The sequence below is a fragment of the Lentzea rhizosphaerae genome (assembly GCF_042649515.1).
Classification (GTDB): Bacteria; Actinomycetota; Actinomycetes; order Mycobacteriales; family Pseudonocardiaceae; genus Lentzea; species Lentzea aerocolonigenes.
The window spans coordinates 147,134-166,653 of record NZ_JBHRZI010000040.1 but is presented as its reverse complement, the minus strand read 5'-3'; the positions used below and the strand labels follow the sequence as shown (position 1 = coordinate 166,653).

The 19,520-nt window shown below is 69.8% G+C and carries 20 protein-coding genes; 6 read left to right on the top strand and 14 right to left on the bottom strand.

Going from position 1 to position 19,520, the window contains the following annotated elements:
* Positions 1-189: hypothetical protein (locus ACFOWZ_RS40645; RefSeq protein ID WP_382379306.1), on the bottom strand; the 189-nt coding region annotated here is incomplete at its 3' end.
* Between the two features lie 560 nt (positions 190-749).
* Between ACFOWZ_RS40645 and ACFOWZ_RS40640 the strand changes: the two genes are divergently transcribed.
* From ACFOWZ_RS40640 to ACFOWZ_RS40630, 3 genes are all read left to right on the top strand, one after another.
* Entirely contained in the window at positions 750-3,491 is a 2,742-nt protein-coding gene (locus ACFOWZ_RS40640) for a DEAD/DEAH box helicase (RefSeq protein ID WP_382379304.1), read from the top strand.
* 96 nt (positions 3,492-3,587) lie between these two features.
* A complete protein-coding gene (locus tag ACFOWZ_RS40635; protein ID WP_030474227.1) occupies positions 3,588-4,268 on the top strand; it encodes a DUF4333 domain-containing protein in 681 nt (226 codons plus the stop codon).
* A gap of 164 nt (positions 4,269-4,432) precedes the next feature.
* Positions 4,433-5,602, top strand: a complete 1,170-nt coding sequence (locus ACFOWZ_RS40630; protein WP_382379303.1) for a GNAT family N-acetyltransferase — start codon at positions 4,433-4,435, stop codon at positions 5,600-5,602.
* Here the strand turns inward: ACFOWZ_RS40630 and ACFOWZ_RS40625 are convergent.
* On the bottom strand, positions 5,599-7,350 hold the full coding sequence (locus ACFOWZ_RS40625) for a hypothetical protein (RefSeq protein WP_382379301.1): 1,752 nt from the start codon (positions 7,348-7,350) through the stop codon (positions 5,599-5,601). The genes ACFOWZ_RS40630 and ACFOWZ_RS40625 overlap by 4 nt on opposite strands.
* A gap of 30 nt (positions 7,351-7,380) precedes the next feature.
* The gene (locus ACFOWZ_RS40620; protein WP_382379300.1) at positions 7,381-8,325 is read right to left on the bottom strand and encodes a 5'-3' exonuclease; all 945 of its coding nucleotides are present in this window, start codon (positions 8,323-8,325) and stop codon (positions 7,381-7,383) included.
* A gap of 28 nt (positions 8,326-8,353) precedes the next feature.
* Here ACFOWZ_RS40620 and ACFOWZ_RS40615 point away from each other — a divergent pair, with 28 nt between their 5' ends.
* Both ACFOWZ_RS40615 and ACFOWZ_RS40610 read left to right on the top strand, forming a co-directional pair.
* Positions 8,354-9,475 carry a M24 family metallopeptidase gene (locus ACFOWZ_RS40615; protein WP_382379299.1) on the top strand — a complete coding sequence of 374 codons (1,122 nt, stop codon included), beginning with the start codon at positions 8,354-8,356 and terminating at the stop codon, positions 9,473-9,475.
* Positions 9,472-9,918 (top strand): Lrp/AsnC family transcriptional regulator, encoded by a 447-nt coding sequence (locus tag ACFOWZ_RS40610; protein WP_030474233.1) that lies wholly within the window; start codon positions 9,472-9,474, stop codon positions 9,916-9,918. Before ACFOWZ_RS40615 ends, ACFOWZ_RS40610 begins: the two co-directional genes overlap by 4 nt.
* A 3-nt stretch (positions 9,919-9,921) precedes the next feature.
* Here the strand turns inward: ACFOWZ_RS40610 and ACFOWZ_RS40605 are convergent, their stop codons facing one another.
* Positions 9,922-10,461: a hypothetical protein gene (locus ACFOWZ_RS40605; protein WP_382379296.1), complete on the bottom strand. Its 540-nt coding sequence runs from the start codon at positions 10,459-10,461 to the stop codon at positions 9,922-9,924.
* Positions 10,462-10,489: 28 nt separating this feature from the next.
* Here ACFOWZ_RS40605 and ACFOWZ_RS40600 point away from each other — a divergent pair, with 28 nt between their 5' ends.
* Positions 10,490-10,957 (top strand): winged helix-turn-helix transcriptional regulator, encoded by a 468-nt coding sequence (locus ACFOWZ_RS40600; RefSeq protein ID WP_030474235.1) that lies wholly within the window; start codon positions 10,490-10,492, stop codon positions 10,955-10,957.
* Here the strand turns inward: ACFOWZ_RS40600 and ACFOWZ_RS40595 are convergent.
* The 10 genes from ACFOWZ_RS40595 to ACFOWZ_RS40550 form a co-directional block, all read right to left on the bottom strand.
* A complete protein-coding gene (locus ACFOWZ_RS40595; protein WP_382379294.1) occupies positions 10,884-11,483 on the bottom strand; it encodes an ATP-binding cassette domain-containing protein in 600 nt (199 codons plus the stop codon). The two genes, ACFOWZ_RS40600 and ACFOWZ_RS40595, sit on opposite strands and share 74 nt — an antisense overlap.
* Positions 11,480-12,079: an ABC transporter ATP-binding protein gene (locus ACFOWZ_RS40590; RefSeq protein ID WP_382379292.1), complete on the bottom strand. Its 600-nt coding sequence runs from the start codon at positions 12,077-12,079 to the stop codon at positions 11,480-11,482. The genes ACFOWZ_RS40595 and ACFOWZ_RS40590 overlap by 4 nt, the downstream gene beginning before the upstream one ends.
* Entirely contained in the window at positions 12,076-14,520 is a 2,445-nt protein-coding gene (locus ACFOWZ_RS40585) for an ABC transporter permease (RefSeq protein ID WP_382379291.1), read from the bottom strand. Before ACFOWZ_RS40585 ends, ACFOWZ_RS40590 begins: the two co-directional genes overlap by 4 nt.
* Before the next feature lie 39 nt (positions 14,521-14,559).
* Positions 14,560-14,688, bottom strand: coding sequence for a hypothetical protein (locus tag ACFOWZ_RS40580; RefSeq protein WP_382379290.1), 129 nt, complete (start codon positions 14,686-14,688; stop codon positions 14,560-14,562).
* Positions 14,689-14,712: 24 nt separating this feature from the next.
* On the bottom strand, positions 14,713-15,174 hold the full coding sequence (locus ACFOWZ_RS40575) for a hypothetical protein (protein WP_382379289.1): 462 nt from the start codon (positions 15,172-15,174) through the stop codon (positions 14,713-14,715).
* Positions 15,174-16,037 (bottom strand): helix-turn-helix domain-containing protein, encoded by an 864-nt coding sequence (locus ACFOWZ_RS40570; RefSeq protein ID WP_382379287.1) that lies wholly within the window; start codon positions 16,035-16,037, stop codon positions 15,174-15,176. Before ACFOWZ_RS40570 ends, ACFOWZ_RS40575 begins: the two co-directional genes overlap by 1 nt.
* Positions 16,038-16,206: 169 nt before the next feature.
* Positions 16,207-17,199: a proline racemase family protein gene (locus tag ACFOWZ_RS40565; protein ID WP_382379285.1), complete on the bottom strand. Its 993-nt coding sequence runs from the start codon at positions 17,197-17,199 to the stop codon at positions 16,207-16,209.
* The gene (locus ACFOWZ_RS40560; protein WP_382379284.1) at positions 17,196-18,104 is read right to left on the bottom strand and encodes a dihydrodipicolinate synthase family protein; all 909 of its coding nucleotides are present in this window, start codon (positions 18,102-18,104) and stop codon (positions 17,196-17,198) included. Before ACFOWZ_RS40560 ends, ACFOWZ_RS40565 begins: the two co-directional genes overlap by 4 nt.
* Positions 18,101-19,291 (bottom strand): FAD-dependent oxidoreductase, encoded by a 1,191-nt coding sequence (locus ACFOWZ_RS40555; RefSeq protein ID WP_382379283.1) that lies wholly within the window; start codon positions 19,289-19,291, stop codon positions 18,101-18,103. Before ACFOWZ_RS40555 ends, ACFOWZ_RS40560 begins: the two co-directional genes overlap by 4 nt.
* Positions 19,288-19,470 carry a 2Fe-2S iron-sulfur cluster-binding protein gene (locus ACFOWZ_RS40550; protein WP_382379282.1) on the bottom strand — a complete coding sequence of 61 codons (183 nt, stop codon included), beginning with the start codon at positions 19,468-19,470 and terminating at the stop codon, positions 19,288-19,290. Before ACFOWZ_RS40550 ends, ACFOWZ_RS40555 begins: the two co-directional genes overlap by 4 nt.
* Positions 19,471-19,520: the final 50 nt, after the last annotated feature.

The following is a 19,520-nucleotide window of genomic DNA, read 5'->3' as shown; positions in this document are numbered from 1 at the left end:
GAGATCCCAGCGGACCGCGTGCCGCAACACCTGAGCCAAATCCTTGTAACCCAGCTCGCTCGCGGCTCCGCGCCGATCCAACTCGGCAATTTCCTGCATCATCTCGCTCTCGCGCACCCGAATCTCCGTCACCTTGCTGACGACACTGCGAAGCAGCTCGTCGGTGGGGAGGAGTCGGGTTTCGATCACGTGTTCTAATCTACCGCAAGATCACAACTAGATAACGGGGAAACCGGGACACAATCGAGTGAATCACCCAGTGGACCCACCCGCCCGCGAACGCGATGCCAACGGTGAGCCGGACAGGGCTATGCCAACGCGGGCAAGCGGTAATGAGGTGAGCCGAACAGCAAACGCAACCACGCACGCTTGCGATTGGGGCTTGACTTTGGGAGCGAGGTGCTACGCTGGTTGGATCGGCCGGGCTCTTATTGCCCGGCTTTTCAAGGCCGATGAGCGCCTCGCAAGGGCCCCGAAGTCAAGCCCCAATCGCAATCGTCGCGAAGCGGCGATGAAATGACCCAGCTCGTCAGAATCCGCGCAACCACCTACGCAAGGTGAGATGACCGCATAGGTGACCCCTTCGCTGGAACCCGCGCCGAACCACTCCAGGCTGACCCGCGCACACCCAACGCAAGCCGACCCCGCGCAGGGCCCGACAACCACACAGCCCGCTCAATAGCTTCAGTGTTTACTGAAGTTAATCTATCTCGGCGGCGATTGTCGGTGTGATGTGAAAGCCTGAAGAGGTGTCAAGTGCTTCGCGGTCCCCGGCCGAGGCCTACGCCGAGTCACGGCGTCGTGCCGAACGGCCCAAGCTGACCGACTTCGGCTCCGTCATCTCGTTCGAGCTGGACCCGTTCCAGCGCCAGGCCTGCGAGGCCCTGGAGGACGGTCACGGAGTGCTCGTCTGCGCCCCCACCGGTGCCGGTAAGACCGTGGTGGGCGAGTTCGCTGTGCACCTGGCCCTCACCGAAGGCCGCAAGTGCTTCTACACGACGCCGATCAAGGCGCTGTCCAACCAGAAGTTCGCCGACCTCACCGCGCGGTACGGGGCGGAGAGCATCGGGCTGCTCACTGGTGACACGAGCGTCAACGGCAATGCGCCGGTTGTCGTCATGACCACCGAGGTGCTGCGGAACATGCTGTACTCGGGTTCGTCCACTCTGGACGGACTCGCGTACGTCGTGATGGACGAGGTGCACTACCTCGCCGACCGGTTCCGCGGGCCCGTCTGGGAAGAGGTCATCCTGCACCTGCCTGAGCACGTGCAGGTGGTTGGTCTGTCCGCGACGGTCAGCAACGCCGAGGAGTTCGGCGAGTGGCTGGTCGAGGTGCGCGGGGACACGGCGGTTGTCGTGGACGAGCACCGGCCCGTGCCGTTGTGGCAGCACATGCTGGTGGGCAACCAGATGCTCGACCTGTTCGAGGGCGATGAGACGCATGCGCGGATCAACGCTCAGGTGTTGCGCAAGACCGAGGAGTTGGCGCGGTACCACGTGCCGTTCAGCCGCGGGCGCAACCGCAACGCGAACAACGCTCGGGCTGGGCGCAACTCCGGGTTCAAGCCGCCGAGCCGCATCGACATGATTCAGCGGCTCGACAACGCGAGTCTGTTGCCGGCGATCGTGTTCGTGTTCAGCCGGGCCGGCTGTGACGCGGCGGTCGCGCAGACCGCGCGGGCCGGGCTGCGGCTCAACACGCCGGAGGAGACCGAGCAGGTTCGGCGGATCATCGACGAGAAGACGCGGGACCTGCCCGAGGCCGACCTGATGGTGCTCGGGTTCTGGGAGTGGCGGGAGGCGTTGGAGCGAGGCATCGCGTCGCACCACGCCGGGTTGCTGCCGGCGTTCAAGGAGACCGTCGAGGAGCTGTTCGTCCGCGGGCTGGTCAAGGTCGTGTTCGCCACGGAGACGCTGGCGCTGGGCATCAACATGCCCGCGCGCACGGTCGTGCTCGAGAAGCTCGTGAAGTACAACGGTGAGGCGCACGTCGACCTCACACCGGGCGAGTACACGCAGCTCACCGGTCGTGCGGGGCGTCGTGGCATCGACGTCGAGGGGCACGCGGTCGTCGTCTGGCAGCCGGGGATCGACCCCAAGGCGGTCGGCGGGCTCGCGTCCACGCGGACGTACCCGCTGCGGTCGTCGTTCCGGCCCGGCTACAACATGGCCGTCAACCTCGTGCACCAGCTCGGGGCCTCCGCCGCGCGCGAGATCCTGGAGCAGTCGTTCGCGCAGTTCCAGGCGGACCGGTCGGTGGTGGGGCTGGCGCGCCGCATCGAGCGCAACAAGGACGCGCTGGCGGGCTACTCCGAGTCGATGACGTGCCACCTCGGTGACTTCGCCGAGTACGCGGGACTGCGCCGAAAGGTCGCGGACCGGGAGAAGCAGCTCGCGCGGCAGAACACGAACTCGCGCCGCATCGAGACGGCCAAGTCGCTCGAGACGCTGCGCAAGGGCGACATCATCGCGGTGCCGTCCGGGCGCCGGTCGGGGCTCGCCGTCGTCATCGACCCCGGCATCGAGCCGCTGGGGGAGGCGCGGCCGTTGGTCGTCACCGAGGACCGCTGGTCGGGCCGGTTGACGAGCGCGGACTTCCCGGCGCCGGTCGAGGTGCTCGGCCACGTCCGGCTGCCCCGGCAGGTGGACGTGCGGTCGCCCAAGTCGCGGCGCGACCTCGCGTCGACGATCCGCAACACCGGCATCGCCGTGCCGTCGCGCGGCCGCAAGAAGACCACGGCGGACGACGACCCCGAGCTCGCGACGCTGCGCCGTGCCCTGCGCGCGCACCCGTGCCACGGCTGCGACCAGCGCGAGGATCACGCGCGCTGGGGCGAGCGGTACCACCGGCTGCTGGCGGAGACCGAGCAGCTGGAGCGCAAGGTCGCGGCGACCACGCACTCGCTGGCGCGGCAGTTCGACCGCATCCGGGCGTTGCTGCGCGAGCGCGGCTACCTGTCCGAGGCGGACGAGGTGACGCAGGACGGCAAGCGTCTGACCAGGCTCTACAGCGAGTCGGACCTGCTGGCCGCCGAGTGCCTGCGCCACGGCGTGTGGAAGGGCCTCAAGCCGGAGGAGCTCGCCGCCGTCGTGTCGTCGCTGGTCTACGAGGCGCGCCGGGACGGTCCCGTCGAGGCGCGGCTGGCGCAGGGCCCGGTGTCGGACGCGATGCTCAAGACCGTGCGGTTGTGGGCGGAGATCGAGGACGACGAGCGCCGTCACAAGCTGGAGCGCATCACGCGTCAGCCGGATCCGGGCTTCGCGTGGCCGGTGTTCCGCTGGGCGCGCGGCGAGTCGCTGGAGAAGGTGCTCAGCGCGGCCGAGGCGGGTGGCAACGAGCTCGGCGCCGGCGACTTCGTGCGCTGGTGCCGGCAGGTGATCGACCTTTTGGACCAGATCCGTGAGGTGGTCGGCCGACAGGACCCGGTCGGTTCGGCGGCGGCCAAGGCCGTCGACGCGCTGCGCCGCGGCGTTGTGGCGATGATGTGACATGAGCCTGACGAAGGTTTTGCGAGTCGGAGTAAAGACTGACGTCAACGGTGTGATTGGATTTCGCCGCAACGTCGTACACACGGAGGTCGACAGATGAGCAGCCCGTACGGACCGTCCGGAGGGAACGATCCGCAGCAGCCCTGGGGCCAGCCGCAGCAGCCGCAGCAGCCCTACGGTGGCGGTTTCCCTCCCGGCACCCCGTCCGGCGGCTTCCCGGCTCAGAACCCCTACGGCCCGCCGCAGCCCCAGCCGGGCCAGCAGCAGCCGTATCCGGGGTTCGACCCGTCGCAGCAGCAGACGCAGCAGTACGGCGTGCCGCAGCAGCCGCAGTCGAACCCGTACGGCCAGCCCGTGCAGGATCCCTACGGCCAGCAGACGCAGCAGTACCCCGGCCAGCAGCCGAACCCGTACGGGCAGCAGCCCGGCTACGGCCCGCCCGTGCCGCCGAAGAAGAAGTCGAGCGCGGCCATCTGGGTGGCCGCGGTGGTCGTCGTCCTGCTCGTCGGCGGCGTGCTGTTCACCGGGTTCGTGTCGCCGGCGTTCTTCAAGAAGAAGATCTTCGACAACACGGCCGTGCAGAACGGCATCGTCCAGATCCTCAAGGACGAGTACAAGATCTCCGACGTCGGCGCCGCGACCTGCAGCGGTGAGAACGAGGTCAAGCCCAACACCTCGTTCGAGTGCAAGGTCCAGGTCGGCGGCAAGGACAAGAAGGTCAAGATCGTCGTCAAGACCGAGGACGGCGAGTACGAGGTCGGCCAGCCCACCGGCTGATCACTTTCTCCGTTGACCTCCCCCAAGGACTTCGTGACCTTGGGGGAGGTTTTCACGTCCGAGCAGTGGGACTTCGCGACCGAGGACGGCTGGTCCGACACCGACGTGCTGTGGCAGCGGAAACTGAGGTGCGCCCGCGGTCGTGCTGCGACACGATCGCGGGCGTGACCGAGATCCGCGTTCTTCACGACGAAGCGCAGTTCCGCGCGCACACCACCGTGTTCCGCCGCGCGATGCACATGGGCCCTCCGTCGGACGACGACTGGAAGGTCGTCCTGCCCTCCTACGAGCCCGAGCGGGTGCTGGCCGCGTTCGACGGCGACGAGATGATCGGGACGACCCAGTCGTACGGCTCCTCGTTGATGGTTCCCGGTGGGGCCGTCGTGCCGCATGCAGCCATCTCGCGCGTTGGCGTGCGCGCGGACTACACGCGCCGTGGTGTGCTCACCGCTCTGATGCGCGAGCAACTCTCGAAGCTGCCCGATCCCGTGGCGACGTTGCGTGCCTCGGAGGGCCGCATCTACGGCCGTTTCGGCTACGGGTTGGCCGGTCGCTGGCGGACGGTGGAGGTCGACGCCAAACGTGCGGTGATCGCCGGCGCGATGACCGGCCGGGTGCGGATGCTCGGCCAGGACGAGGCCGACAAGCTGTTGCCGGAGCTGCACGAGTCCATCGGACTGACGAGGCCGGGACAGATCAGCCGGTGGGCGGGCTGGTGGGCGAGGGCGCGCGATCGCAAGACCGAGGCGGAGAACTCGGTCACCGTCGTCCACAGTGGACCCGATGGTGACGACGGGTTCATCACCTACAAGGTGACCACGGACAAGAACTGGAAGCACGAGATGTCCATCAAGGACTTCGTGTGCGCCAACGAGGACGCGTGGCGCGACCTGTGGATCTACGTGTCGCGAGTGGACCTCGTCGACCAGATCGAGGTCGACGTGGCGCTCGACGACCCGGTGTCGTGGCTGTTCGAGGACCCGCGCGTCGTGCACACCAAGGACATCTTCGACGAGATCTGGCTGCGGCTCGTCGACGTCCCGCGCATGCTCGCCGCCCGCACCTACGGCCCCGCGGAACCGGTCGTGATCGAGGTGCGCGACACGCTGCTGCCGGCCAACGACGGCCGCTACCGGGTGGCGCCGGACGGGGTCGAGCGCGTGGAGGACCAGCCCGACATCACGATCCCGGTGGACCTTCTCGGCGCGGTGTACTTCGGCGACACGACGTTCTCTCAGCTCGTGGCCACCAAACGGATCGAGGGAACCCGTCTGGCAGACGCCGACGCGTTGTTCGCGGTGCCGTGTAAGCCGTTCTGCGGGACGTTCTTCTAAGTCTTGCGCACCGCGCCGGTGAAGCCGGCGATGAACAGCGTCGCGAAGGCCCACGCCATCAGCCGGAGCACCCAGCCGGTGATGGTGAGGGCCTGTCCGGCGCCGGTGTTCGTGGCCTCGCACCGCAGACGGGCGGGTGTGCTGATCAACGGCGTGCCGAGCTCGAGGCCGACCGCGATCCGGTCGATCACCGGGCACGCGGTGGGTGCGGCTCCTGCCCGCACCTGGGCCAGCCCGGTGCCGCCGAGCACGACCGCCAGCACCCCACCGGCGACGAGAACCACGAAGAGGCCCAGCAGCGCGCGCCAAGGCTGGTAGCCGTAGCCGAGCACGAGGCCGGTGAAGCGTGCCCAGGCGCGTTCGGCCCGGCCGTTGAGAGCCCGCCGGATCTGGTCCCGCCGCTGATCCATCAGGATCCGGCGGGCCTCGCGGTCGTGCCCTGCGGCGCGTTGCGCTGCTGCCAGGTGCTGGTAGGGCTGAGCCGCATAGCCGAGCGTCCCTTCACGCAGCAACTCCAACCACTCGACCCAGCCGATGCCCACCGGCAGTCCGCGGTACGTCAGCTCGTCGAGACTGATGCGCGCCTGTGGGTTGGTGAGGTGTGTCAGCCGGGTGGGCTGGAAGGAGAACGCGCCTGAGATAGTGATGTCGTTCAGATCGATCACGGACTCGTTTCCGCCGCCGACCGCGGTGAAGGCGCCCAGCGCGACGTCGCTGTCGACGCGCATCGTGCCGGCGACCAAAGCCGGACCGATCTCGTTGCGCATCGTCGTGCCGTCGCACTCCCAGCCACCCAGGTGTGCGCCGGGGATGAGCACCGCCCCGTCCCCGCTGCGGCCCTCGGCGGTGAACCCCGGGCCCCAGTACATGCGGAGCCTCACCGTAGCTCCCTTGGCGACGAAGGCCGGGCCGGTCTCGTTGCGCATCGTCGCGTCGTCCACGCTGATCGTTTCGGCGACGCGGGCGACGGACATGTTCACCGCGCCTTCCGGTCCGGCGCCGATGGCCTCGAAGCCGTCGCGCAGGAACACGTCGCGACCGACCTGGAGGCTGTCGGCGTTGATCGCGGGACCCTTGTCGTTGCGGATCCGGGCGCCGCCGCAGTTCAGGCTGCCACCGATTTCGGCAGCCATCAGCCTGACCGTGCCGACTTCTCCGCTGGCGGTCGCCTTGAAGCCCCGGGAGAGCCACACGTCGAGCTCGATTCTGGCGCTGTGCAGGTCGAGCGCGGGTCCGTCGGCGGACTGGAGGACTGCGTTCGAACAGTCCAGCTCGCCGAGGTGCGTGCCGGACAGGTCGACCGCCGTCGGGCCCTGTCCTTCCACCGATGTGCCCTCGTTGATCCAGAGCAGGTCAGCGGTCATCCTGCAGGCGCTCAGTACGTCTCCGGTGGACCGTTCGAGTCGGCAGCCGGACAGGGCGATGCCCGCGAGACGTGCGTCGCGGGCGTTCAAGCCCTCGTCCAGGAAGCACTGGTAGAGCTCCAACCAGACCGAGCTGATGACATTGCCGAGGTGGAGACGACCGGTGATGCGGGCACCTCGCAGCAGCAACCCGCGCGGGTCGGGTTCGGGCGCCAGACGTCCGCGCATGATGTCGCGGACGACCCAAGCGCGGATCGTGCGCGACTCGTCCCAGCCGCGCATCGCCTCCTCGTCGACGGGTGAGTCACCCGCCAGGTCGAGCAGCTCCCCGCGCTCGACGTGCTCGACCAACGCCTGTTCCACCGGCCGCAGCGCATCCGTCACGTCTGCGGTGTCGTTGGGGGCGAAAAGACGTTACGCGCGGCGCTCCATGGCGTTCACCAGACGCGGCACCGAGCTGCCCAGGCCCCAGCGTTGCGTGAGCTCGCGCAGGCGCTCCGGGTCGGCGGGCTCGCGCGGCACCTCGTCGGAGCGGTCCAGGACCACCGGGGCGTCCAGGGCGGTGCGGACGACCACCGGCGCCACCGCGAGGTACTCCTCGGCCGCGATGAGGGCGTTGCGGGCCTTGGTCGTGAGCTTGCGGTCCATGGGGTCGGTGACGGCGGCGAGCACCGCGTCGAGGGAGCCGAACTCGGTGATGAGCTTCGCGGCGGTCTTCTCGCCGATGCCCGCCACGCCCGGCAGGCCGTCGGAGGGGTCGCCGCGCAGCACGGCCATGTCGGCGTACGCGGAGCCCGCGTTGCCGACGGGCAGCGAGTACTTGGCCGCCAGTTCCTCCGGGCCGAGGACCTCGGCCTTGTTCCAGCCGCGGCCGACGTAGACGACGTGCACGGGCGTGGGCTCGAAGCGCACGACCTGGAACATGTCGCGGTCACCCGTGACGACCTCGACGGGGGAGGTGGCCTCGCGGTGGGCGAGCGCGCCGATCACGTCGTCGGCCTCGTAGCCCGCCGCCTCGCCGGTGCAGATGCCGGCCGCGTCGAGCACGTCGAGGATGATCGGGATCTGCGGCGTGAGGGTGTCCGGGACCTCCTCCTCGCCGTCCACCGCGTCCTCGGCGACCCGGTGCGCCTTGTAGGACGGCAGCGCCTTCACGCGGAACTCGGGGCGCCAGTCGGCGTCGAGGCAGGCGACCAGCCGGGCCGCGCCGCGTTCGGTGATCACGCGGGCAATCGTGTCGACGAACCCGCGCACGGCGTTCACCGGCGTGCCGTCGGGCGCGGTCATCGAGTCCGGCAGCGCGTAGTACGACCGGAAGTAGAGGCTCGCGGAGTCGAGCAGCACCAGGGGAGAGCTCACGAGTGGACAAGCTACTAGGCTTCGGTCCATGGCAACGATCACCGGGCCCATCGACGTGTCCGCGCTGCGTGCGCGGCTTGACCGCGCCTCCACAGCCGCCGAGCAGGCGGGCGTCGACGCCCTGCTCATCTCGCCCGGCTCGGACCTGCGGTACCTGATCGGTGCCGGTGGCGACTCCTTCGAGCGCCTCACCTGCCTCGCGCTGCCCGTGGGCGGCACGCCGACGCTGGTCGTGCCGAAGCTGGAGCAGCCCGGGTACGCGGGCATCCCGACCGACGAGCTGGGCGTCGAGGTCGTCACCTGGGTCGACGGCGAGGACCCGTACGCGCTGGTCAAGGCCGCGGTCAAGGGCGACAGGACGGCCGTGGCCGACATGATGCCCGCGCTGCACACCATCAAGCTCGGCAACGCGATCGGCGGGAAGCAGAGTCTCGCCGGGCCGATCATCCGCGAGCTGCGCATGCGCAAGGACGCGAGTGAGATCGACGCGCTGCGCAAGGCCGGGCAGGCGATCGACCGGGTGCACGCGCGCATGGGCGAGTTCCTGCGTGTCGGCCGCACCGAACGTGAGGTCGCCAAGGACATCGCCGCGGCCATCGTCGAGGAAGGCCACACCTTCGCCGACTTCGTCATCGTCGGCTCCGGGCCGAACGGTGCCTCGCCGCACCACCGCGACTCCGACCGCGTGATCGAGGCCGGCGAGGTCGTCGTCATCGACATCGGCGGGCCGGTCGCCGAGGGCTACAACTCCGACTCGACCCGCACGTACGTGATGGGCGAGCCGAAGCACGACGACGTCTGGGACACCTACGCCGTCCTGCAGGCCGCGCAGAAGGCCGCCGTCGAGGCCGTGAAGCCCGGCGTCACCTGCGAGCAGATCGACGCCGTCGCCCGCACGGTGATCGCCGACGCGGGCTTCGGCGAGTTCTTCGTCCACCGCACGGGCCACGGCATCGGCCTGGACGTGCACGAGGAGCCCTACATCGTCAGCGGCAACGCGCTGCCGCTCGAGGCGGGCATGGCGTTCAGCGTCGAGCCCGGCATCTACCTGCCCGGCCGCTGGGGCGCGCGCATCGAGGACATCGTCGTGGCCACCGAGAACGGCGTCGAGTCCTTCAACAACCGACCTCACGAACTGGTGGTGCTTTGACCCTCGAGCAGATCGACAGGGCGATACTGAAGGAACTCGCGTCGGACGGCCGGTGCAGCTTCACCGACCTCGCCGAGCGCGTGGGCCTGTCCGTCTCCGCCGTCCACCAGCGCGTGAAGCGGCTGGAGCAGCGCGGCATCGTGAAGGGCTACGCCGCTCGCCTGGACGGCGCGGAGATCGGCCTGCCGATGTCCGCGTTCATCTCGCTCTTCCCGATCAACCCCGCCGAGCCGGACGACTACCCGAAGCGGCTCGAGCACCTGTCGGAGATCGAGGCCTGCTACTCGGTGGCCGGTGACGCGTCGTACGTCCTGCGCGTGCGGGTCGCGTCACCGACGGCTCTGGAGGAGCTGCTGCAGAAGATCCGCGAGTCGGCGAACGTCTCGACGCGGACGACAGTGGTGTTGTCCACGCCGTACGAGGACCGGCCGCCCGCGGTCTGAGGCTCAGTGACGGCGGTCGACCGCGATCCAGTTGGTCTCCCAGGTCGCGCCGCCGTCCGGCGAGAACGCCTGCTCGAACGTCGCCCGGTCCGTCCCCTGCCGGCGGATCAGGAAACGCACCTTGATCGGGCGTCCGCCGAGCTGGTCGTCGCCGTAGAACTCGCCGGCGCCGTCGTGGAATCCGCCGTACACCGACGGGGTGAGCAGGCCGTCGCGGATGTTGACGAACGTGAGGCTCCAGCGCTTCGCCTGGGGTTCGTAGAGCCGCATGTTGAGCCCTTCGATCCGCCCGGCGGAGCCCGAGACCTTCAGCTCGACGACGTTCGACCGCCGGTCGAGCAGCGGGCGCACGACGGACGTGCCGGAGAAGGTCAGCCACTGGTCCTCGGTCTCCGACAACGGATCGGCGAGCACCCGCACGTCCGTGTGCCAGGTGCCGAGCTCCCAGTCGAAGTCGCGTTGGCCGTCCGTGAGGACATCGGCCGACGCGGACCCCGTCAGCGTGAGAAAAGCGAGCAATGCGGCCAGAATGCGCTTGTTCATGACTCGACTGTCTGACGAGGGGACGACCATGAACAAGAAGGCACCTGCAGGTAACCTCACGCGCCCCAACCCGCTGCCGGGCTGTCCGATGGCGGCGGCGTTCGCGGCGATCGGCGGCAAGTGGAAGCTGACCCTGGTGTACTGGCTCGCGCACGGCGAGTCCCACTTCGCCGGGTTGCGCCGCCGGGGCGCGCCGATCACGTCCAAGGTGCTGGCCGAGCAGCTGCGCGAGCTGGAGGCCGACGGGCTCGTCGAGCGCGTGGTGACCGGACCGGTCCCCGCACCCGTCATCTACCGTCTCACGCCTTACGGGACAACGGTTCTGCCCGTCGTGGAGGGTGTGCGGGTGTGGGGCGAGGCGCACCTGGAACGCACCCGCGGTGAGATCGCCGCGGACGAACCGATGGCCTGCGCCCGCCCGGTCAGCCTCGAACCTTCCCGTCTGCCAGCAGAAGCACCCGATCCGCGACCTCGTGCACAGCGTCGTGGTGCGTAGCGATCAGCACCGCTGTGCCGTCGTCGGCCACGCGCCGCAACAACCTCACGGCGGCGACCGCGCTGGCGGCGTCCAGGTGAGCCGTGGGCTCGTCCGCGAGCAACGCGGCAGGTTTCGCCACCACCGCACGTGCCAGCGCCGCGCGTTGCTGCTGCCCGAACGACACCTGCGCCGGGTACCGCGCTCCCAGAGACCCGATTCCCAGCTCTGCCAACAGCTCTGACACGCCGGTCACCTCGCGGCCCGCCAGTCGCAACGGCAGTGCGACGTTCTCCTCCAGCGTCAGCTCGGACGCAAGGCCCAGCGACTGCGGCAGCACCGCACACGCCGACCACGAGGCGGGCCCCGGCAGAACCGACCCGCTGTCCGGGAAGTCGAAGCCGCACAACAACGACAGCAACGCCGTCTTGCCCGATCCCGACGGCCCGCTCAGCGTCACGAGCTCCCCGGCGGACACCGCGAGGTCGACGCCCTTCAGCACCGAGACGCCGCCGAACGTCCGGTGCACCCCCGACGCCTTGATCATGACGCGGCCAGCGGGATGCACAGGTCCGCCAACTCGACCAGTCGTGGATCGTGCGAGGCCACCACGGCGGGCACCGGCAACGACGACAGCGTCTCCAGCACGAGGTCGGCCGAGCGGACGTCCAGTTGGGACGTCGGCTCGTCGGCCACCACCACGGAAGCTCCGCGCGCCAAAGCACACCCGAACGCCAGCCGTTGTTGTTGCCCCCCGGACAGAGCACCGATCCGCCACGTGCCGGACCCGCCCAACCCCAGGCGGTCCAGCAGGGACAGGTCTCCTGCCCCGGCGGCACGCAGGTTCTCGCCCACGGTCAGGTGGGCGATGAGGTTGTCCGCGGGGTTCTGGAAGACGACAGCGATCTCCTTGCGCCGCAACAATCTCAGCTCCGACCACGACATCGCCGACGTCGGCGCATCCCGCACGAACACCTCTCCCGTCGACGGCCGTTCGACCAGTGACAGCACCCGCAACAACGTCGACTTGCCGGAACCGGAAGGGCCGGACAGCACAGTGAGGCCGGGCGCGATCGACAGCGTCATGTCCGACACGGCCCGCACCGAACCGTAGGACACCCCGACGCCACAAGCGCGGATCACCTGAGCAGCTCTCCCATCCGCGCGGTGCGGACACCGCGCAACGCGAGCCACGCCGCCGCGACGACGACGATCAGCCCGCCCGACACCATGGAACCCAGCAACGGCACCAGATCCGGCAACACCGGCGCCGGTTTCAGCCACGGCGCCGGATCCAGGCGCGGCACCGCCACCCCGGCGCTCAGGAACGAGGCCAGCGCACCCACCAGCAGGGCCAGCAACGCCAGCGCGCCCACCTCCAGCAGGTGACTGGACCACAGCACGGACGGCCGCATGCCCATGCGTGTCGACAGCGCACCGGAAACGGCGTTCTGGCGCCGCCGCACCTCGATCGCCAGCAACAGCGCCACGGCGGCCACCACGGCCAGCACGAAGCCGATCGCGGTGACGAAGCCGAACGTCCACTCCACGGTCAGGAACGGCAGCCCGTCGAGGACGCGGGCGCGGTCGGCGACGTTCGTGTAGTGGATTCCCGCCGCCTGCAAGGAAGACGTCAGCGACGACAACGGCAGCGACGACCACAGGTGCCACGACCCGACCTGTTCGGCGGCGGGCACCGAGTCCTTCGGCACGACGTAGCCGCGCGTCCCGAGCTTCGGGAACGACGGCAGCCACGCCACGGGCTTGAGCAGCGGCAAGCCGGCGACCTGGGTCTCCTGGTTCGCCGCGCGGCCGATGCGCAGCGCGGGCGCGATCTCGCCGGTGCGGCGCAGGTTCGACAGCAGCGACCGCACCTGCGCCGGGTCGTCCAGCACGGCCACGTCGGTGAACGTCGCCGGGTCCACGACCAGCGCGCCCGTGCTCACCCCGACGAGCGTGGTGGTGCCCTGCAACGACGACGGCAGCGCCACCTTGCCGAGCGCGACGTCCTGCGACACCTGCACCGAGCTGTTGGCGCCGACGAACACCCCGGACTTCGAGTCCAGCGACGACTGCTGCGCACCCGCCACCGCGCTGCCGACCGCGATGGTGCCGACCGCCAGCACACCCACGAGCACCACGCCCGTCACGGGTCCGGCAGCGGCGGCCAGGCGGCGCAACGCCAGCTGCGCGGCCGGGACCTGCCACCACTGCACGCGATGCGACCACCCGAGCGACCACCGCAGCAGCCGGGTCGCCAGCAGTGCCGCCGCCAGCACGACGAGCAACGGGAACGTCAGCGCGGCCACGTCGATCCGCGGCAGTTCGGCGCCTTTGACCGCGGTGCCCAACCCGTTGCGGGACAGGCGAACCCACGCCAGCACGGCCAACCCGGCGACGACGAGCTCCCACGGCACCACCGCGAGCCGCCACGTCCGCGCCCGCCGCTGGAACGTCCGGTGCACCCGCCAAGCCGCGACGAGCACGGTGACCGACAGGCTCAGCAGCACCACGAGCATCACGAACCCCAGCGCCACCCACAGCGTTCCCGGCGCCAGCACGACTCCGGGTCCGTACGCGGGCAACAACAACCGCGCGGCGAGCAACCCGAGCATCCCGCCGATGACCAGCGGCAGCCCCAGTTCCAGCACGCCGCGCATGCCCAGCGCGAGCGGACCCGCCCCGCGCACCCACAGCAGCCGCAGCTCGGAATGGCGGCGCTGGGCCCACTGCACGGTCACCGTACCCACCCCGGCGAGCCCGACCAGCACGCTGATGATCACCAGCGGCAGCAGCGCGGACGAGACGTTGCCCTCTGCCGTCCGCGCCGCCGTGATGGCCCCGGCCAGCGGGTCCGACCGCGTCAACGGCAGGCCGAGCGAGGTCAGCAGCGCGTTCCCCTTCTCCCGCAGCGCTTCCGCGTCGGCCAGCGTCGTCGGGAGCTCGGTGGGGAACCGCAACGTCGCCGTCGCACCGGATGAGAACTCCTGCGGCAGCAACGCGAGGTCGGAGGACTGCGAGACCCAGATCACCGACGTGCTCTCGCCGTCGCCGCCCAACGGGTTCGGCACGACGGTCTGCACCTCCGAACACCACCAGCCGGACACGGGATGCGCCAGGTCGCTGTAGATCGCGCTCACGACCAGCGGCGAACCGGTCAGCTTGTCGCCGACCTTCACGTGCGCGGCGGTGGCGATCGTCTGCGGCACCCACAACCCGGTGCCGCCGCCCTCGACCACCTTGAGGTGCGCCAGCGCGTCCGGCCGGTAGCCGAACCTGCCGTAGGTCGCGATGCCGGAGAAGTCGGGCCGCCCGATGCGCGTGTACGCGGCGCCCAGATCGCTGCGCGCGGCCATCGAGACGGCGGTGGACAGCGGCAGGCCGTCCCCGTCCAGCGACGGGTGCACCGACTGAGGACACATCCGGCTCTGCTGGTAGGCCAGCGCCGCGCTGCCCGCGGAGGACGAGTGCAGCACGGCCGCGGCCACGACGAAGCCCAGCAGCAACGTCGTCACGATGCTCACCAGCAACGTGAGCGGGCTCGACAGCGCGGCCTTGGGGGCGGCTCTCCACGGCAACTGCACCTGCGCACGCTAACCGGCGCCGCGACGTTTTGGGAGCCTTTAGGGCGTAACCGAACGCATGACGCCGAACCTGGCTCCGAATGGATCAACACCGACCGCGATCCGGCCGACTTCGTCCAGGTCGAACGGCTCGTCGGCGAACTGTGCGGCGGCCGCGGCGTGATCCACATCGGCCACCTCGAAGTACGGCAGTCAGCAGGCGTCCGAATCCGCGACGATCGCGCCGAACAGCCGTCCGGGACCGGTGCCGGCGGGACGGAGGAACTGTCCTGGCGCACCGGGAATCACCTGGATCTCCCAGGAGAGGACCGAGCGGTAGAACGCTGCTGACGACTCGGGTTCGGGGGAGTGGAGTTCGAGCCACGTCAGGGCACCGGGAGTCGACACCGCGTCGAGCCCTTCCGCTTGCCACACCCCGAACTCGACGCCGTGCGGATCGGTCAGCCGTGCCGGCGGCGACCCGGCGAAGTGGACGGTCCACGAGCCGGATCCCGACGGCACGTGTGCGGCGACCGTGCGTCCGTCGCAGGTGAAGAGACCCGCGCGGTGTTCCCAGCCGAGCACGCGGCCGTAGAACTCCGCGGCACGCGCCCGGTCCGGTGTGCCGAGCTCGATCCACGCCGGCGCGCCCGGCACGAGGTCGGTGGTGAGCATCAGGCCCACCGCCAGCGGATCCCGACCCAGTTCACCGACACGTTCGCCTCGAAGTGGTGCACCGAGTTCGTGTGGTCGAGCGCCAGGTCGATCGTCCGGTGCGGCTCGTCCTCCTGCCAGTCCTGCAGGTACACGTGCGGGTCCACGGGCAGCGCGGCCGGGTCGAAGTGCACCTCGATCAGGCTTTGCTCGATGAAGCACCGCACGCCGTGTGCGTATTCGACGGTGTCCAGCCGTGTCGGGTCGTGCACCACGAACTCGAACACCCACGTTTCGCCCGTGGCCAACGGTTTGTCGAACAACAGCTCGTCGACCGTCACGCGGTCGGCGTCATTGCGCGCGGACCGTCCCGTGCGGCAGTTGCGGATCGGCTCGTGCCGCACCTCCGACGTGCGCACCGAGTCGTCACAGAAGTAGTGCGCGTGGAAGCGGTCGACGCCGTCCTGGCGCGCGCGGACGACCATGTGGACGTGCACGCGTGACGCGCGCCGGGACGCGTCGACGAACACCCTGTCGTGCCGGGAGACGACCTCCAGGTCGTAGGTGTTGAAGCCGGGCATCATCCCGGGGACGACGTCCGGCCAGCCGCCCTGGTCCGTGCGTTCCAGCAGGCTGAGCAGCGAGCGGTCCGGCACCTCCAGCAGCTCTTCCAGCACCGACACGGCCTTGAGCGACTTCGGCGAGACCGGGCGCACCCGGCCCTGCTGCCAGTCGCTCAACGTCGACAGCGCCACCGCCACGTCCTGCTGGGCCAGGCGCGTCCGGAGCCGTTCCAGGGTCAGCCCGCGGCGGCGGATGGCCGCGCGCAGTGCCGAGTGGAACGGCCCAATGCGGAGTAAAGCTTCCAGACTGGGCGTCGTCACCCGACGCAGCCTAGTGCGGCACCAGCGCCTGTATCGAAGTCCGCACCGAGCCCCTGCTGTTTGGCGCGAAAAGCACGTTCGGGCCGATAGATGGCCCGAACGTGCTTTTCGCGCCAAAAAATATGTCCGGTAGGCCTGAGGCGCTCTACTTCGATACAGGCGCCAGTGACTACAGCGAGAACCCCTCCGGAAACGGATCGGTCGGATCGAGGAGGTACTGGCCCATTCCCGTGATCCACGCGCGTCCGGCCACCGTTGGCAGCACCGCCGTTCGGTCACCCAGCGGAACCTCCTCCAGCAAACGGCCGATGAACCTCGTGCCGATGAACGACTCGTTGACGAAGTCGGCACCGATTCCGAGCTCACCGCGGGCGTGCAGCTGGGCCATCCGGGCGCAGGTGCCCGTGCCGCAGGGGGAACGGTCGAACCAGCCGGGGTGGATCGCCATCGCGTTGCGCGAGTGGGCGCCGTCCTCGCCGGGCGCGGTGAACTGGACGTGCTTGCAGCCGCCGATCGCCCGATCCTCCGGGTGCACCGGCCTGTTCACCGCGTTGATCCGGTCCATGATGGACAGTCCGGCCGCCAGGATGCGGTCCTTCTCGGCCCTGTCGAACGGAATGCCGAGCTGTTCCAAAGGCAGGATCGCGTAGAAGTTGCCGCCGTACGCCATGTCGTAGCGGACCTCGCCCAGACCCGGCACGTCCACGACGGCGTCCAGCTCGTGCGCGTACGCCGGGACGTTGCGGATCGTCACGAGCTTCGTGCGGGTGTCGTAGTCGGCGAGCACCAGACCGGCCGGGGTGTCCAGGCGGACGGTGGTGACGGGCTCGGTGACCTCGACCATGCCGGTTTCCACCAGCACCGTCGCGACGCCGATCGTGCCGTGCCCGCACATCGGCAGGCAGCCGGACACCTCGATGTAGAGCACACCCCAGTCCGCGTCCTGGCGGGTCGGCGGTTGCAGGATCGCGCCGCTCATCGCCGCGTGGCCGCGCGGTTCGTTGACGAGCAACCGCCGGACGTGGTCGTGGTTCTTGATGAAGTTCAGGCGCTTCTCGGCCATGGTCTCGCCGGGGATCACGCCGACCCCGCCCGTGATCACCCGCGTCGGCATGCCCTCGGTGTGCGAGTCGACCGCGCTGAAGTATTGGGCGAATCTCATACTGTTTCCATTTTCTGGGCAGCCAGCTTCATGTCGGCGTCGACCTGGTCGCGCTGGGCCTGCGAGAGCGGGCCGCGCGGGGGACGGCAGGGACCGCCGTAGCGGCCGACGAAGTCCATCGAGTGCTTGATCGCCTGCACGAACTCGGTGCGCGAGTCCCAGCGGAACGCCGGCACCAGCTTCTCGTACAGCGCGCGGGCCTTGGCGAGCTCGCCCTGCTGCGCCAGGTCGAACAGCTCGGCGCACTCGGCGGGGAACACGTTGGGGTAGCCCGCGAACCAGCCCGTCGCGCCCATCAGGAGGCTCTCCAGCACGACGTCGTCCGCCCCGGCCACGACGGTGAGGTGCGGGGCGGCCGCGCGGATCTCCAGCACGCGCCGGACGTCGCCGGAGAACTCCTTCACCGCCACCACGTTCTCGATCTGGCCCAGCTCGGCGATCAGGTCGGGGGTGAGGTCGACCTTGGTGTCGATCGGGTTGTTGTAGACCATGATCGGCAGCCCGGCCTTCGCGACCTCGCGGAAGTGGTGCACGACCTCGCCGCGGTTGGCCCGGTACATCGTCGGCGGCAGGCACAGCACGCCGTCCGCGCCGTCCTCGGCCGCGAGCTCGGCCCAGTGACGCGCCTGGTGCGCTCCCACGCCGTGCACGCCGATGACCGCGACACCGCGCCCCTTGACCGCAGCGATGGCGGTCTGGGCGACCTCACGGCGTTCGGTGTCGGTCAGCGACGAGTACTCGCCCAGCGATCCGTTGGGGCCCACGCCGCGGCAGCCGTTCTCGACGACCCACTGACAGTGCTCGGCGAGCTTGTCGAGGTCCGGGCGCAGTCCTGCCGGGGCTTTGGGGTCCTCGGCGTAGGGGAGCGCGGTGGCGACGATGACGCCGTCGAGACGTTCGGTCATGACTCTTCCTCCGGGAGTTCGGCGAGTTCGCCAAGGGGGATCGGGACCGCGATCACGCGGCGCTGGCCGTCGAAGCCGACGCCGGTGAGCTCGGCGGCGTTGCGGGCGCAGATGCGGCCCTGACAGCGGCCCATCGCGACCCGGCTGGTGAGCTTGAGCTCGCGCAGGCCCGTGGCGTCGGCGAGGTCTTCGAGGCTGACCTTCTCGCAGCGGCACACGGTGGTGTCCGGGCCCAGCCACGTCCGCCAGCCCGGCTGGACCGCGTGCGCCCTGGCCAGGGCCTGCGCGAACAACCGGCCCCTGCGCACGGCTTCGAGCGCCTCGGCCGGTGGTTCCAGCCCGGCTGCGGCTGCTCCGGTGACGACGCCCTCGGCTTCGGCGAGGTCCGCGCCACCGATGCCGGTCACCTCACCGGCCGCGTAGACGCCCTCCACAGACGTCTGCTGGCGTTCGTCGACGTCGAGGAAGTCGTTGGTGCGCTTGGCGTTCGGCACCAGGTCGGTGCGCGGGAGGAACCCGTAGCCGATGCACACCAGGTCGGCCTGCTCGGTGCGGTGGCTGACCGGGCGCCAGTGGCGGTCGAGCTTCGCGACCGTGACGCGGCTGCCGTGCTTGGCGATCACCGCCGCGCGGGTTTCCAGGTGGGTCAACGCTTTCCGGTAGCTCGCGAGCTCGCTGATCTTGTGGCGGTTGGCCAGGACGGCCCTGGGCTCGCGAAGCCACCGGGTGGGGGAGTTCGCTTCGTAGATTCCGACGATCGTGGCGCCGAGCTCCTGGAGTGCGGTGGCCACGGGGAGGAGGAACGGGCCGGTGCCGCTGACGATCACGCGTTCGCCGAGGGTGACGCCCTGTTTGGCCAGTGCCTGGGCGGCGCCCGCGGTGATCACGCCGGGGCCGTCCCAGCCGGGGAAGGGCAGGGGGCGGTCGTAGGCGCCGGTGGCGATGACCAGCGCGTCGAACCTGAGCTGCCGCGGACCCCGCAGATGCAGCGTGTCGCCTTCGACGAGCCACGCCTCCGCGTTCTTGAGGTGCGTGACCCCGTTGTGCTCGAACCTGGCCCTGCCGCGCAGGAACTGGCCGCCCGCCTCCGGTTCCGAGTCGACCATCGTGACCTCGGCGCCCGCGTCGGCGGCCGTTCGCGCGGCGGCCATCCCCGCCGGGCCCGCACCCACCACGACGACCCTCACGGCTTCGTCCTGATCACGTCGCCGTCGCGCAGCTGGTGCCGGCACGCGCGCACCTCGGACACGCCGTTGATCTCCGCGACGCAACCGAAGCAGACACCGATGCCGCAGAAGAACCTGCCGGGCAACAGTTCCGCCGCGTGGGCGACCTCGCGCTGGAGGCCGTTGAAGGTCACCTTCACCTGAACTCCAATCGGCGGAAGCCTGGTCGTTCACGGCCAGGAGGAGCCGA